The following is a 14,213-nucleotide window of genomic DNA, read 5'->3' as shown; positions in this document are numbered from 1 at the left end:
TGTCATGTTCTTGCAAAACTTTCACAAAGTTGCACAGAACGGACCTCGCGGCCGTCGAGAGGTGCGCACCCCCTCAGACCGAGTAGCGTCGTGCGCGTGACTGCGACCCCCTTGGGAACCACGCCCGACACCCCCGACGCGCCCGGCACGGGTAGCACCGGCAGCCGCCCTACCGGCGCTCCTGCCCCGACCACCGAACCACCGCAGACGCCCATCGGCCGGATCCCCGTGCTGCAGGTCAGCCCCTGTGTGGACGGTGGCGCGAGGCCCGCCAAGTCGGTGGTCGACGAGCAGTTCACCGTGGGCGCCACCGTCTTCCGCGAGGGCCACGACGCCGTCAACGCGTCGGTCGTCCTCGTCGACCCGGACGGCCGCGAGCACGTCACCGCGATGACGTGCACCAACGTCGGTCTCAACACGTGGGAAGCCTCGGTGTCGGCCGACCGTGAGGGTCTGTGGACCTACCGCGTCGAGGGGTGGTCCGACCCCTACGGCACCTGGGAGCACGACGCGAGCATCAAGGTCGCCGCCGACATCGACACCGAGCTCATGCTCGAGGAGGGCGCCCGCACCCTCGAGCGCGCCGTCGACGAGGTCAGCCGGACCCCCGAGCAGGCCCAGATCCTCTCCGACGCGGTCACGGCACTGCGCGACACCCGGCGCCCCCCGATCGCGCGCCTCCACGCGGGGACCGACCCCACCGTGCGGGCCGAGCTGGCCGCACGGCCGTTGCGCGACTTCGTCAGTCCCTCGACCGCGTTCCCGCTGCTCGTCGAGCGGCAGCGGGCGTTGTACGGCGCGTGGTACGAGCTGTTCCCGCGGTCCGAGGGAGCGGTGCAGGACCCCGTGACGGGGCACTGGACGTCCGGCACGCTGCGCACAGCTGCCAAGCGCCTGCCCGCGGTCGCCCGGATGGGCTTCGACGTCGTCTACCTCACGCCCATCCACCCGATCGGGACGACGGCGCGCAAGGGACCCAACAACACCCTCGGCGCCGGTCCCGAGGATCCGGGCAGTCCGTATGCCATCGGCTCCCCCGACGGCGGCCACGACGCGATCGACCCCAACCTGGGCACCTTCGAGGACTTCGACTTCTTCGTCGCCGAGGCCCACCGCGAGGGGCTCGAGGTGGCGATGGACCTTGCCCTGCAGTGCTCACCCGACCACCCGTACGTCACGACCCACCCCGAGTGGTTCACCACCCGCGCCGACGGTTCCATCGCGTATGCCGAGAACCCGCCGAAGAAGTACCAGGACATCTACCCGCTCAACTTCGACAACGACCCCGCGGGTGCGTATGCCGAGATGCGCCGCGTCATCCAGGTGTGGATCGACCACGGGGTGAAGATCTTCCGGGTCGACAACCCGCACACCAAGCCGGTCGAGTTCTGGCAGTGGCTGATCCAGGACGTCGCCAAGGACCACCCCGACGTCATCTGGCTCGCCGAGGCGTTCACCAAGCCGGCCATGATGCACGCCCTGGCCAAGACCGGCTTCCAGCAGTCGTACACCTACTACACGTGGCGCCACGCGAAGTGGGAGCTCGAGGAGTACGTGAGCGAGCTCGCCGGGGACGCCGCGGCCTACATGCGGCCGTCGTTCTGGCCGACCACCCACGACATCCTCACGCCGTACATGCAGTTCGGCGGCCCCGCCGCCTGGAAGCTGCGCGCCGCCCTCGCCGCGACCCTGGTCCCCACGTACGGCATCTACTCCGGCTACGAGCTCATCGAGCACGTCGCGCGGCCGGGCGCCGAGGAGCAGATCGACAACGAGAAGTACCAGTACAAGAACCGCCGTTGGGAGGACTACGAGCCGGGCGGGGTGAAGGAGGGGCAGTCGCTGGCCGGGTACCTCACCAGGCTGAACGAGATCCGGCGCGAGCACCCCTCGCTGCACTGGCTGCGGAACATCACGTTCCACCACGTCGACGACGAGAACATCATCGCGTTCTCCAAGCGCCGGGTCGAGACGGCGCCCGACGGCGCGGTGCTCTCCGAGGACATCGTCGTCGTCGTCGCCAACCTCGACCCCCACAGCACGCGCGAGTCGACGGTGCACCTCACGATGCCCGCACTGGGGCTCGACTACCACGACGGCATGGCCGCCCAGGACCTGATCACCGGAGCCTCGTGGCACTGGGGCGAACATGTCTACGTCCGCCTCGGGCCCGAGACCGAGCCCGTCCACATCGTCGCGATCAGGAGGTTCTGATGCAGGGGCTCAACCTGTCCCAGCCGGGACTCAAGCACGACCCCGAGTGGTTCAAGACCTCGGTGTTCTACGAAGTGCTCGTCCGCGGGTTCGGCGACTCGAAGGGGTCCGGCGCAGGCGACTTCACGGGCCTGATCAACCGGCTGGACTACCTCCAGTGGCTCGGGGTGGACTGCCTGTGGCTGCCGCCGTTCTACGCCTCACCCCTGCGTGACGGTGGCTACGACATCGCCGACTACACCGCGGTGCTGCCGGAGTTCGGGACCCTGCCCGACTTCCAGGAGCTCGTCTCGCAGGCCCACGCGCGCGGCATCCGGATCATCACCGACTTCGTCATGAACCACACCAGCGACCAGCATCCGTGGTTCCAGGCCTCGCGATCCGACCCCGAGGGGCCGTTCGGGGACTTCTACGTCTGGTCCGACACCGACGAGCCGTACTCGGACGCGCGGATCATCTTCATCGACACCGAGGTGTCCAACTGGACCTTCGACCCGATCCGGCGCCAGTTCTTCTGGCACCGGTTCTTCTCCCACCAGCCGGACCTCAACTTCGAGAACCCCGCGGTGCACGAGGCGATGTTCGACGTCGTGCGGTTCTGGATGGACATGGGCATCGACGGGTTCCGGCTCGACGCGGTCCCCTACCTCTACGAGGAGGAGGGCCACAACTGCGAGAACCACCCCAAGACCCACGACTTCCTGGCCAAGCTGCGCGCCATGGTCGACAAGGAGTACCCCGGGCGCATCCTGCTCGCCGAGGCCAACCAGCCCCCGGCGGACGTCGTGGACTACTTCGGCACGACCGAGTCCCCCGAGTGCCAGATGTGCTTCCACTTCCCGGTCATGCCGATGCTCTACTACTCGCTGCGCGAGGAGAAGGCCGCACCGATCATCGACGTGATGGCGGACACCCCGCCGATCCCGCCCGGCACGCAGTGGGGCACGTTCCTGCGCAACCACGACGAGCTCACCCTCGAGATGGTCACGCCGGAGCAACGTGCGGCGATGTACGGCTGGTACGCCCCCGACCCGCGCATGCGGGCCAACGTCGGCATCCGCCGTCGGCTGGCGCCCCTGCTCGACAACAACCGTGCCGAGATCGAGCTGATCCACGCGCTCGTGCTCTCCCTGCCGGGGTCACCGTGCCTCTACTACGGCGACGAGATCGGCATGGGCGACAACATCTGGCTCAACGACCGCGACTCGGTGCGCACGCCGATGCAGTGGACCCCCGACCGCAACGCAGGGTTCTCGGGCGCCGACCCGGGCAAGCTCTACCTGCCCGTCGTGTCGTCGCTGGTCTACCACTACAACAACGTCAACGTGGAGGCCCAGATGGCCAGCAGCTCCTCGCTGCTGCACTGGGTGCGGGCGATGCTCGAGATCCGCAAGCGGCACCCCGTGTTCGGTCGCGGCGACTTCGAGGTCTGCCCCTCCGACAACGAGGCGGTGCTGTCGTACCTGCGCGCCGAGCGGGCGCCTGAGGCGGCCGGGTCGGTAGCCGAGGCCGTGCTGTGCGTCAACAACCTCGCCTCGCGACCGCAGGCCGCGACGGTGCGGGTCCCCGAGGAGTTCGCCGGCGCCCAGCTCGAGGACCTCTTCGGCGGGCAGGGGTTCCCGAAGATCTCCGATGACGGCACGATCACGCTGACCCTCGGCTCGCGCGACTTCTTCTGGCTGCGGCTCGTTCCGGGTGCTGCACATGGCTGAGATCCACCAGACCGCGTCGCTCTCACCGACCAAGCTCGAGCTCCTCCCCGTCTGGATGTCCACCCAGCGGTGGTATGCCGCCAAGGGCCGGGTGCCGCGCCTGCGACGGCTCTGGTCGTGGCGGCTCGACGACCCCGCCGGTGAGGTCGGGATCGAGACCCTGCTCGTCGTCGATGAGGGCGGGGTCGAGCCAGTGGTCTACCAGGTCCCGCTCACCTACCGCGACGCACCGCTCGAGGGAGCCCGGCACGCGCTGGTCGGCACCATGGAGCACAGCGTGCTCGGGCGCCGTTGGGTCTACGACGGAGCCCATGACCCGGTCTACGCCGCCCAGCTGTTGGCCCTCATCCTCGAACAGGCGACACCCCAGGCGGGCACCGAGTCCGACACCCCTGAGCCCGCAGTCGTCCCCGCCCGACACCCCTCGTGGACGGCAGAGACGCACCTGCGGGGCTCCAAGGTCCTCTCGGGCGAGCAGTCCAACACGTCCGTCGTCTTCGACTGCGTCGACAGCAACGGGGCGCCAAAGCCGTTGATCTGCAAGCTCTTCCGTACGCTCCAGACCGGCGAGAACCCCGACGTGACCCTCCAGGGAGCGTTGTCCGAAGCCGGCTCCACGAGGGTGCCCACCATGGTGGGCACCGTCAGCGCGACCTGGCCCGGCATCCGCGAGGACGACCCACCGGCATACGGCCACCTCGCGTTCGCGCAGGAGTTCTTCCCGGGCACCGAGGACGCGTGGCGCGTGGCGTTGCGCTCGGTCGCCGCGGGTGAGGACTTCACTGGGCAGGCGAAGGCGCTCGGAGCAGCCACGGCCGAGGTCCACACCCTGTTGGCGCAGGTGCTGCCAACGGTGCCGGTGAGCGCCGAGGCCATCGCCGCCACGGTGGCGAGCATGCGTGGTCGCTACGTCTCTGCCGCCTCCGAGGTCCCGGCGCTGGCCGCCTACGAGCGCCAGATCGCCGCGATCTTCGACCAGGCGGTCAACGCACCGTGGCCGGTCCTCCAGCGAGTCCACGGCGACTACCACCTCGGTCAGGTGCTCCACGTGCCTGAGCGCGGGTGGGTCCTCCTCGACTTCGAGGGCGAGCCGTTGCGGCCGCTCGCGGAGCGCAGCCAGCCCGACCTGGCCGTGCGCGACGTCGCCGGCATGCTCCGGTCGTTCGACTACGCCGGCGGGTCGTGGGAGCAGTCCCACCCCGGCCAGAGTGCGCGCGCCTGGGTCGCCGCCGCCCAGCACGCCTTCCTCGACGGGTATGCCGCGGCCTACGGACGCGACCCACGCCAGGACGCCGCGCTGCTCATCGCGTTCCAGCTCGACAAGGCCCTCTACGAAGTGGTCTACGAAGCGCGCAACCGACCCACCTGGCTGACCATCCCCACCGACGCGGTGGCCCGCCTGCTCGACGACGCGAGGAAGGACCTCCTGTGAGTCCGAAGTTCGGCAAGAAGTCCAAGCAGAACACCCCCGAGCCCACCGCTGACACCCCGGCTCCGCCCACCGCTGACACCCCAGCTCCGCCCAGCACCGACGCCCCCGGCAGCTCCTGGTTCGGGCTCCCCGACCCTGAGCCCACCCCTGAGCCCACCTCTGGGCCCACCCGCGAGGCGGCCCAGGTGCTGCCTCCGCTCGGCGCCGAGCCGGACCAGATCAGCGAGCCCGCCGAGCCGGCCCAGGTCACCGAGCCACCGGTGTCCCGCGAACCCGAGCCGGTACCCGTGCCCACGACCCCCGCCGAGGCGGTCCGGGCCCTCGCCGACGGCCGCCACCAGCAGCCGCACGACCTGCTCGGGCACCACCTCGAGCCCGCTGGCCTCATGGTCCGCGCCTACCGGCCGTTCGCCTCCTCCGTCGCGGTCGTGTTCCAGGACGGCGAGCGGATCGACCTCCAGCACGAGGCCGACGGGGTCTGGGGCGGGCTGCGGGCCGGCGCCACGCAGACCCAGGACTACCGTCTCCGGGTCGCGTACGCCGACGGGATCGAGCACGAGCAGGACGACCCCTACCGGTTCGCGCCCACGCTCGGCCCGATCGACCTGCACCTCATCGGCGAGGGTCGCCACGAGCAGCTCTGGACCGTTCTGGGCGCGCACGTCCGCGAGTACCCCGGCCCGATGGGCACCGTGGTCGGCACCTCCTTCGCGGTGTGGGCCCCCCGGGCCCAGGCCGTCCACGTCTCCGGTGACTTCAACACGTGGGACACCCGCAGCCACGCCATGCGGCTGCTCGGCGAGTCCGGCGTCTGGGAGCTCTTCGTCCCTGGAGTCGGCGACGGCACCCTCTACAAGTTCCTCGTGCGCGGTGCCGACGGCAAGGTCCGCGAGAAGGCCGACCCGATGGCCCGGGCCACCGAGCTGCCGCCCGGCCGGGCCTCCTCCGTCGTCGCGTCCGGCCACGACTGGAACGACGGCGAGTGGATGCAGCGCCGCGCCGAGACCAACCCGCACACCGGGCCGATGAGCGTCTACGAGGTGCACCTCGGCTCATGGCGCCAGCACCACAGCTACCGCGACCTGGCCGAGCACCTCGTCAACTACGTCCAGGACCTCGGGTTCACCCACGTCGAGTTCATGCCTGTCATGGAACACCCGTACCCGCCGTCGTGGGGTTACCACGTCACGAGCTACTACGCGCCGAGCGCGCGGTTCGGCCGGCCCGACGACTTCCGGTACCTCGTCGACCGGCTGCACCAGGCCGGCATCGGCGTCATCCTCGACTGGGTCCCGGGGCACTTCGCCACCGACCCGTGGGCCCTGGCCCGGTTCGACGGACTGCCGCTCTACGAGCATGCCGACCCGCGCAAGGGCTGGCACCCCGAATGGGGTTCGTACATCTTCGACTTCGGGCGCTCGCAGGTGCGCAACTTCCTCGTCGCCAACGCCATCTACTGGCTCGAGGAGTTCCACGTCGACGGGCTGCGGGTCGATGGCGTCGCGTCGATGCTCTACCTCGACTACGCCCGCAAGGACGGCGAGTGGATCCCCAACATCCACGGCGGCCACGAGAACCTCGAGGCGGTGGGCCTGATCCAGGAGGCCAACGCCACGGCATACAAGCGGGTCCCCGGCATCGTCACCATCGCCGAGGAGTCCACCTCCTGGCCGGGGGTCACCAAGCCGACCTCGACCGGCGGTCTCGGGTTCGGGCTGAAGTGGAACATGGGCTGGATGAACGACTCCCTCAGGTACCTGAAGGAAGACCCGATCCACCGGCAGTACCACCACAACCTGCTCACGTTCTCGCTGATGTACGCCTTCAGCGAGAACTACCTGCTGCCGATCAGCCACGACGAGGTCGTCCACGGCAAGGGCTCCCTGCTGCGCAAGGCACCCGGCAGCCGCTACGACCAGCTCGCAACCGTGCGGGCGTTCCTTGCCTACATCTGGAGCCACCCCGGCAAGCAGCTCATCTTCATGGGCACGGAGTTCGCCCAGGAGGCCGAGTGGGCCGACGGCAGGGGCCTCGACTGGTGGCTGCTCGACCATGCCGCGCACTACCGCGTGCACAACCTCGTCAAGGAGCTGAACCGCGTCTACCGCGAGAACCCCGCGATGTGGGCGCTCGACTCCGAGGCGGCCGGGTTCGAGTGGCTCAACGCCAACGACAACGCCTGGAACACCTACTCCTACCTGCGGTTCGGCACCCAGGACCGCCAAGGGTCGGTGGTCGCCGTCGCGGTGAACTTCGGTGGTCTGGCGCGCGACCCGCTGCGTCTGGGCGTTCCCCACCCCGGTCAGTGGCGGGTGCTGCTCGACACGAGCGGCTTCGACGAGTTCGGGACGCCCAGCCAGGCGGGCGTGGTGCTCGAGGCCCACGACCACCCGGCCGACGGGCAGCCCTACTCGGTCGAGGTGCGGGTCGCGGCGCTGTCGACCGTCTACCTCGTCCCCGTCGGGCAGGAGACCATCGGGCAGGAGACCATCCAGCAGGACACCGGCGCGCGGGGCAGGGAGCTGTCGTCGTGAGCGACCCACGCGCCGGGCAGCCGGCCCAGCCGTCCGACCTGGTCGACGTCGCGCACCTGGTGACGGCGTACTACACCCTGCAGCCCGACCCGCACGACCTCGACCAGCAGGTGGCGTTCGGTACCTCGGGTCACCGCGGCTCGAGCCTGCGCACCGCCTTCAACGAGGCGCACATCCTGGCCACCACCCAGGCGATCTGCGACTACCGCGCCTCCCAGGGCTTCGACGGGCCGCTGTTCATCGGACGGGACACCCACGGGCTGAGCGAGCCCGCGTGGGCCTCGGCCCTGGAGGTGCTCGCGGCCAACGACGTGACCGTGCTCGTCGACGACCGCGACGGCTACACCCCCACCCCGGCGGTGTCGCACGCCATCATCCGAGCCAACCAGGGCCGCACGACCGGCCCTGGCCTGGCCGATGGCATCGTCGTCACCCCGTCACACAACCCGCCCGCCGATGGCGGGTTCAAGTACAACCCGCCCCACGGCGGGCCGGCCGACAGCGACGCGACCAAGGTCATCGCCGCCCGCGCCAACGAGCTCATCGCCGCCGGGCTCGGCGACGTACGGCGGGTGCCCTTCAGCCGCGCCCGCGCCCACGCCGAGCCCTACGACTTCCTGGGCACGTACGTCGACGACCTCCCGCACGTGCTCGACCTCCAGCGCATCAAGGACGCCGGTGTCCGCATCGGCGCCGACCCGTTGGGTGGGGCCAGCGTGGCCTACTGGGGCGAGATCGCCGACCGGCACGGCCTCGACCTGACCGTGGTCAACCCGCTCGTCGACCCCACCTGGCGGTTCATGACCCTCGACTGGGACGGCAAGATCCGGATGGACTGCTCGTCACCCGCGGCGATGGCCTCGCTCATCGCGCGCAAGGACGACTACGACATCGCCACCGGCAACGACGCCGACTCGGACCGGCACGGGATCGTCACGCCCGACGCCGGCCTGATGAACCCCAACCACTTCCTCGCCGTGGCGATCCGGTACCTCTTCGGCGGCGCCCGCCCCGACTGGCCGCAGGGCGCGGCTATCGGCAAGACCCTGGTGTCGTCGTCGATGATCGACCGGGTCGCGGCCGAGGTCGGCGGGCGGCTGGTCGAGGTGCCCGTCGGGTTCAAGTGGTTCGTCCCGGGCCTGATCGACGGCAGCTTCGGCTTCGGTGGTGAGGAGTCCGCGGGTGCGTCGTTCCTGCGTCGCGACGGCCACGCGTGGACCACCGACAAGGACGGCATCATCCTCGCCCTGCTCGCCTCCGAGATCCTCGCCGCGACCGGCAAGACACCGAGCCAGCACTACGCCGAGCTCACCGCCGTCCACGGCGACCCGGCATACGCGCGCATCGACGCTCCCGCCAATCGCGACCAGAAGGCCAAGCTGGCCGCGCTCTCCCCCGAGGACGTGGCGGCCGACTCCCTCGCCGGTGAGCCGATCACCGCCAAGCTCACCCAGGCGCCCGGCAACGGGGCGGCCATCGGCGGCCTCAAGGTCACCACCGAGAGTGCGTGGTTCGCCGCGCGGCCGTCCGGCACCGAGGACGTCTACAAGATCTATGCCGAGTCCTTCCGTGGCGCCGAGCACCTCGCGCAGGTGCAGGCGGAGGCCAGGGAGGTCGTGGGCGCGGCGCTGGGGTCCTAGCGGCGCTGGGGTCCTAGCGGCGCTGGGGTCCTAGCCCAGAGCCTGCTCAGCCGCCTTGGCGAGCTCCAGCCAGCGCTGCTCGTGCGCGGGTGGCACCTGCACCCAAGCCTTCATCGGACGGCCGGCCATCGGCTCGAACAGGTGGGCCCCCTCGAGGCTGAGCGCCTCGGCGTGCGCGGGGCCGTCCAGCTTGAACACCATGTCGTCGCCGTAGAGCCCGGCGAACGCCTTGCCGCCGCGGCGCTTGATCGAAGGCATCCCGAACATCGACGCGCGCTGCACGTCGAGCTCGGCGCTGAGCTCCTCGACGAGCACGTCGAACTTCGCGCGTCCGTCGTCGGTCGGCTTGGTCATCTCGGGGGCAGCCATGAAGGTGAGGGTAGCCGGAGATGTTCGGGACCGACCTCGGTCGGTGCGGAACATCTCCCGCTTGGATGGCGTTGTCCACCACATGAGCGCGCCGAACCACCACCACGAAGACACGCCCAGCACCTTCCCCCGATCCAGCAAGCGCGGCCCCAACCTGGCCACGCTCGACCGCGTCCGTGGGCTGCGCCGGCCCCGGCTCATGCAGCCCGAGGCGCGTCGTCACCAGCTGCCCGCCGAGTGCCGCGCCTGCTGATCCAGCTACTGCGCGACTGCGGGCGCCGGGCCCCCGACCACTCCTTCGTCGGCATGGGACGCACCCGACCCGAGTCGTGAGCGCTCGTCGGTGACCCAGAGCCGGGTCAGCCCGCCGAAGTGCCCCTCGAACCGGTCCCACTCCTGCCGCGGGTAGGTCGACTGGATCGTCTCCGTGAGCAGTCGGCGGAAGTCGTCCGAGTCGACCCAGTCCAACACCATCTCGTCGAGGTCCGGCAGCGCCGTCGCGCAGAACTCGCGGTAGCGGTCGGTCTCGAAGTAGTCGTCCGCCAGCTTCTGGTATGCGGCGAGCTTGCCGTGGTAGTCCAGCGCCGGATCGTCAGCCACCGCGAACCAGGGCCCGGTGTCGACCTGGGTGCGCGGGGCGCGGCCGGTGGCCACGCAGTACAGCGACCACTTCAACAGGGCCTTCATCGCCCACGGGAAGTAGTAGTGCAACGAGGTCACGGCGACGTCGGGGCAGGCGTTGGCGTAGTCGATCGGGTAGACGACCCCGTCCTTCACGAGCATCTCGCAGGAGTTGAACTCCCAGCGGAAGAACGCGTTGACGGTCTGGGCGATGGTGATCGCCTCGGTGCCCACGGCGTCCGAGAGGAAGCCGTGCTCCACGGCATACCGCTGGTGCATGGGCTCGTCGGGCTGGAACTTCATCACCATCGTCTCCGGACCGATGGTCAGCGCGCGGGCGAACACCTCGAAGCCGTCGACGGCCTTCTGGAGGTGCATGAGCATCTCTCCGGAGTCGTCGTAGGCCGCGTGCAGGTCGGCCTGGTTCTTGATCTGGGACACCCCGCGCCAGGCCCCGCCGTCGAACGGCTTCATGAACATGGGGTAGCCCAGCTCGTCGGCGATGCGGTCGAGGTCGAAGGTCTTGTTGTACCGCGCCGAGGTGAAGGCCCAGCGCGCGTTGTCGAGCGGGTTCTTGTAGGGCACGAGCACCGTCTCGGGGACGTTCATGCCCATCCGCAGCAAAGCGCAGTAGGCGGAGTGCTTCTCCATGGACTGGAACGTGAACGGGCTGTTGAGCAGGTAGACGTCGTCCATGAGCGCGACCTTCTTGAGCCACTCGCGCGGGTGGTAGTACCAGTGCGCGAGGCGGTCGATCACCAGGTCGTGGCGAGGCTTGTCGCGCAGGTTGAACGGCTCGATGGTGACCCGTTCGGTGGAGACCCGGTGGCTGCTGCCGTCGGGCGCCGTGATCACTCCGAGGCGGCCGGCGAGCGTCTCGAACGCAGCCGGCCAGTCTCCCTCGGCTCCCAGCAACAGACCGATGAGGTGTTCCCGTGTTGACGCCATGAGGTCATCCTGTCGCCTCCGGTGGCACCCCGAAAGTCGAACCTGTCAGAAGAGCGCGCTCATCAGCGCCGTGCGTGCCTTGCGGACGCGGTCGTCGTGCGACCCCACCACCGCGAACAGCTGCAGCAGGTGCCCCCGCGCCTGCTCGCGCTCGTCCCCCGTGGTCGCCTTGACCAGGTCGATGAGGCGCAGGAAGGCGTCCTCGACGTGTCCGCCGAGTACGTCGAGGTCGGCGACCAGGGTCTGGGCGGCCACGTCGGTGGGGTGGTCGGCGGCAGCCGCGCGGGCGGTCTGCAGGTCGGCGCCGTGGGTGCGCTGCATGAGGCCGACCTGGGCGAGACCCAGCTCGGCGTCGCTGTCGGCGGGGTTCTGCTTCAAGGCCTGCTCGTATGCCGCGGCGGCGGCCTCGAGGTCGCCGCGCTCGATGGCGTCGTAGGCCTGCTGGTGCAGCGGCGGCAGCTCAGGCTCCTGCTCACCGTCGTCGCCGGCGTCCACGGTCGCGTCCTCGACGTCGACCCGGCCGGTGACGCCATGCTGGACCGCGAGTGTGAGCAGCTCGTCGAGCACGGCTCGCACCTGGTCGGCGGGCTGGGGGCCGGCGAACAGGGGCACGGGCTGCTGCTGCACCAGTCCCATGGTCACGGGGACCGTCTGCACCTGGAAGGCGCGCAGGAGCCCGGGGTTGGCCTCGACGTCGACGCTGACGACCTGGACCCGGCCACCGAGGCCAGCAGCCACGGCGACGACCGTGTCGAGGAAGTCGCGGGACTCGGGGAACTGGGCGGCCCAGAGCACGAGAACGGCGGGCACCGTGACGGAGGCGTTGACGATCTCGGAGAAGTTCGCGTCGCTGCCCTCGACCACGAGCCCAGACCGGCCGGGGACGCCGGCTGGCGCATCCGTCCGTGGTGCGGCTCCGCCGGCGCGTGGCGCGCCGGAGGACGGACGGGAACTCGGGCCGGTGGGCGCGCCGAGTCCGGTGAGGTCGACGGCGCCACGCAGGCCGGGCGTGGTCGGCTGATCAGTCATGGGGGAATTCTCCCTCACGGTCCTCGGCGGCGCTCAGGCGCCCTTGGCGGAGAAGAGGGTCTCGTCGACGGCGACCACGGTGGCCTGGCCCTGAGCAGGGATGGTGAACACCACCGTCTCGTAGGACTTGAGCTCGGCGCTGGAGCTGAGCGTCTTCTTGTGCACCAGCTTCTGGAAAGCCGGGCTCGGGGTGAGCGACTTGCCACCAGGCTTGAGGGTGATCGCGTCGGTGCGCTCGAGGAGCGCAAAGACCAAGGCCCCGCCGCCTCGCAGTCCGATCGCCACGGTCCGGTCCGGTTGCGGGTGGTGGGTCTGGGTCAGGGATGCCAGTCCACCGAACGCCTTGAGCTGGGCCGCGGCGTTCGCGCGAACCCCGGTGGAGAAGGGGTCGGTGGTGTCGATCTGCGCGGCCGGGGTCTTCTTGGGGAACGCGAGGCTCGCGGCATACTCGCTGACCAGGTCCTGGGGATCGACGGCGAGCCCGGAGCCCGGGCCCACCAGCGGTGATCCGACGCTGAGCGGGTCCAGTGCGGGCACGGTGGCACCGGCGTGCATGGTTGCGCTCGCCGACAGCTTGAACGGCGTCTTGGCGTCCGGCGAGGTCAGCAGGTTGAGTACCGAGGCTCCCGTGTCGTCGGTGGTCTGCACGACGATCACGCGTGGCCACCCGGTGCCGCGCGAGATCGCGAGCACCCGGGGCTGCGGGGTCCGGGTGACGGGTTGGGGTGCCGCGGCGGTGGTCGTGCCGAGCTGGTCTGCCGCAGTGGCGACGGCGAGCGCCGAGCCGGTCATCGCCGCGGCGCGCAGCGCCTTGGCCTGAGCGGGCTTGGCCGTGCGGGCCGTGGCCGCCGCGGTCATGACGCGGGCCGCGATCTGCTCGGCCCGCTCGGGGCTGAGCGGGGCGCTGGTCGCGGCGGCCGCCGGAACGGCATGGACTCCGGCGACCGTGGCGCAGGCGGTCACCCCGGACAGGGAGATGGACACGGCGACGCCGAGGGGCACCACGGCCCGCAGGTGGGAACGAACCCTCATGAGGTCACCTCCTCGTCAGCCTCGCGGTCCGATGGCGAGGGCCCGCGCATCCGCCACAGGCCGACCCCGCCGGCCGCGGCGGCCAGCAGACCGAGCAGCGCGGCGAGCAGCGACTGGACGAACCACGTCGGGCGCTGCACGGTGAGGGTGAGCGACGACAGGTCTGCGGGCGTGCCCTGCGCGGTGGCGACGACCAGCGACTCGGGGGCGTCCGCCTGGTCGACCTGGAGGCGCACCGTGCCGCGGCCCTGCTGCACGTGGTGCCAGATGTCGGCCTGGGCAAGGGCGGGCGCCGGTCCGGCACCCGCGCGCGAGCTGACCAGGGACCAGTCTCGGACGTGGGCGCCGTTGACCGTGGTGCGGTCGGCGCCACCGACGATGGCCTCAGCGTCGCCCGGGCTGGCCAGCCCCAGGAAGACCGGGCCGCCGTTCTTCGCCGTGGCGGTCACCGTGACTGGACCGTCCACCCGGTTGAGCACCGAGGGGGTCAGGACGACGACGCTGCCCGACGCGGGGGTCGCGCTCAGGGTGGCGCTGCCGGAGGTGCCGAGGTTGACCATGAACCAGGCCCCTACAGCCAGCAGCACGATCCCGAGCACGGTCAGCACCGTGAGGAGGGCGCGTTTGGCCAAGCTGGACACAGGACGATTCCTTACGTGAGCGGGCCGGCGCGGGAGGGTTC

At 70.4% G+C, this 14,213-nt stretch carries 11 protein-coding genes; 6 read left to right on the top strand and 5 right to left on the bottom strand.

Translation table 11 applies throughout. From position 1 onward, the window contains the following. Nucleotides 1-90: 90 nt before the first annotated feature. Genes GKE56_RS01415 through pgm form a run of 5 tightly spaced genes read left to right on the top strand, consistent with a single transcriptional unit; the run spans nt 91 to nt 9,532 of the window. On the top strand, nt 91-2,214 hold the full coding sequence (locus GKE56_RS01415) for an alpha-1,4-glucan--maltose-1-phosphate maltosyltransferase (protein ID WP_370518433.1): 2,124 nt from the start codon (nt 91-93) through the stop codon (nt 2,212-2,214). Continuing rightward, nucleotides 2,214-3,926: a maltose alpha-D-glucosyltransferase gene (treS, locus tag GKE56_RS01410; RefSeq protein WP_154683046.1), complete on the top strand. Its 1,713-nt coding sequence runs from the start codon at nt 2,214-2,216 to the stop codon at nt 3,924-3,926. Before GKE56_RS01415 ends, treS begins: the two co-directional genes overlap by 1 nt. Beyond that, entirely contained in the window at nt 3,919-5,358 is a 1,440-nt protein-coding gene (locus GKE56_RS01405; protein WP_154683045.1) for an aminoglycoside phosphotransferase, read from the top strand. Before treS ends, GKE56_RS01405 begins: the two co-directional genes overlap by 8 nt. Continuing rightward, nucleotides 5,355-7,892, top strand: a complete 2,538-nt coding sequence (gene glgB / locus GKE56_RS01400; RefSeq protein WP_230209102.1) for a 1,4-alpha-glucan branching protein GlgB — start codon at nt 5,355-5,357, stop codon at nt 7,890-7,892. The genes GKE56_RS01405 and glgB overlap by 4 nt, the downstream gene beginning before the upstream one ends. Beyond that, entirely contained in the window at nt 7,889-9,532 is a 1,644-nt protein-coding gene (gene pgm, locus GKE56_RS01395; RefSeq protein ID WP_154683044.1) for a phosphoglucomutase (alpha-D-glucose-1,6-bisphosphate-dependent), read from the top strand. The genes glgB and pgm overlap by 4 nt, the downstream gene beginning before the upstream one ends. 30 nt (nt 9,533-9,562) lie before the next feature. Here the strand turns inward: pgm and GKE56_RS01390 are convergent, their stop codons facing one another. Beyond that, nucleotides 9,563-9,901 carry a hypothetical protein gene (locus GKE56_RS01390; protein WP_230209101.1) on the bottom strand — a complete coding sequence of 113 codons (339 nt, stop codon included), beginning with the start codon at nt 9,899-9,901 and terminating at the stop codon, nt 9,563-9,565. Nucleotides 9,902-9,983: 82 nt separating this feature from the next. Between GKE56_RS01390 and GKE56_RS01385 the strand changes: the two genes are divergently transcribed. After that, nucleotides 9,984-10,154, top strand: coding sequence for a hypothetical protein (locus GKE56_RS01385; protein ID WP_154683043.1), 171 nt, complete (start codon nt 9,984-9,986; stop codon nt 10,152-10,154). Nucleotides 10,155-10,159: 5 nt separating this feature from the next. Here the strand turns inward: GKE56_RS01385 and GKE56_RS01380 are convergent, their stop codons facing one another. The 4 genes from GKE56_RS01380 to GKE56_RS01365 are packed head-to-tail and all read right to left on the bottom strand — an operon-like array spanning nt 10,160 to nt 14,172. Continuing rightward, the gene (locus tag GKE56_RS01380; RefSeq protein ID WP_154683042.1) at nt 10,160-11,470 is read right to left on the bottom strand and encodes a RimK family alpha-L-glutamate ligase; all 1,311 of its coding nucleotides are present in this window, start codon (nt 11,468-11,470) and stop codon (nt 10,160-10,162) included. 45 nt (nt 11,471-11,515) lie between these two features. Next, complete coding sequence (locus GKE56_RS01375; RefSeq protein ID WP_154683041.1) at nt 11,516-12,499, bottom strand: co-chaperone YbbN; 984 nt, start codon at nt 12,497-12,499, stop codon at nt 11,516-11,518. 33 nt (nt 12,500-12,532) lie between these two features. Next, complete coding sequence (locus GKE56_RS01370) at nt 12,533-13,531, bottom strand: hypothetical protein (protein ID WP_154683040.1); 999 nt, start codon at nt 13,529-13,531, stop codon at nt 12,533-12,535. Then, nucleotides 13,528-14,172 (bottom strand): hypothetical protein, encoded by a 645-nt coding sequence (locus GKE56_RS01365; protein WP_154683039.1) that lies wholly within the window; start codon nt 14,170-14,172, stop codon nt 13,528-13,530. Before GKE56_RS01365 ends, GKE56_RS01370 begins: the two co-directional genes overlap by 4 nt. Between the last annotated feature and the right edge of the window lie 41 nt (nt 14,173-14,213).

It is taken from the genome of Nostocoides sp. HKS02 (assembly GCF_009707485.1).
Classification (GTDB): domain Bacteria; phylum Actinomycetota; class Actinomycetes; order Actinomycetales; family Dermatophilaceae; genus Pedococcus.
The sequence above is the reverse complement of the archived record's forward strand: the minus strand, read 5'-3'. Positions and strand labels throughout refer to the sequence as shown.

What these genes read in the sequence shown, in the direction of transcription:
- treS (WP_154683046.1), top strand. Translation starts at nt 2,214, where the DNA reads ATGCAGGGGCTCAACCTGTCCCAGCCGGGACTCAAGCACGACCCCGAG.
- GKE56_RS01405 (WP_154683045.1), top strand. Translation starts at nt 3,919, where the DNA reads ATGGCTGAGATCCACCAGACCGCGTCGCTCTCACCGACCAAGCTCGAG.
- GKE56_RS01390 (WP_230209101.1), bottom strand. Translation starts at nt 9,901, where the DNA reads ATGGCTGCCCCCGAGATGACCAAGCCGACCGACGACGGACGCGCGAAG.
- GKE56_RS01385 (WP_154683043.1), top strand. Translation starts at nt 9,984, where the DNA reads ATGAGCGCGCCGAACCACCACCACGAAGACACGCCCAGCACCTTCCCC.
- GKE56_RS01380 (WP_154683042.1), bottom strand. Translation starts at nt 11,470, where the DNA reads ATGGCGTCAACACGGGAACACCTCATCGGTCTGTTGCTGGGAGCCGAG.
- GKE56_RS01375 (WP_154683041.1), bottom strand. Translation starts at nt 12,499, where the DNA reads ATGACTGATCAGCCGACCACGCCCGGCCTGCGTGGCGCCGTCGACCTC.
- GKE56_RS01370 (WP_154683040.1), bottom strand. Translation starts at nt 13,531, where the DNA reads ATGAGGGTTCGTTCCCACCTGCGGGCCGTGGTGCCCCTCGGCGTCGCC.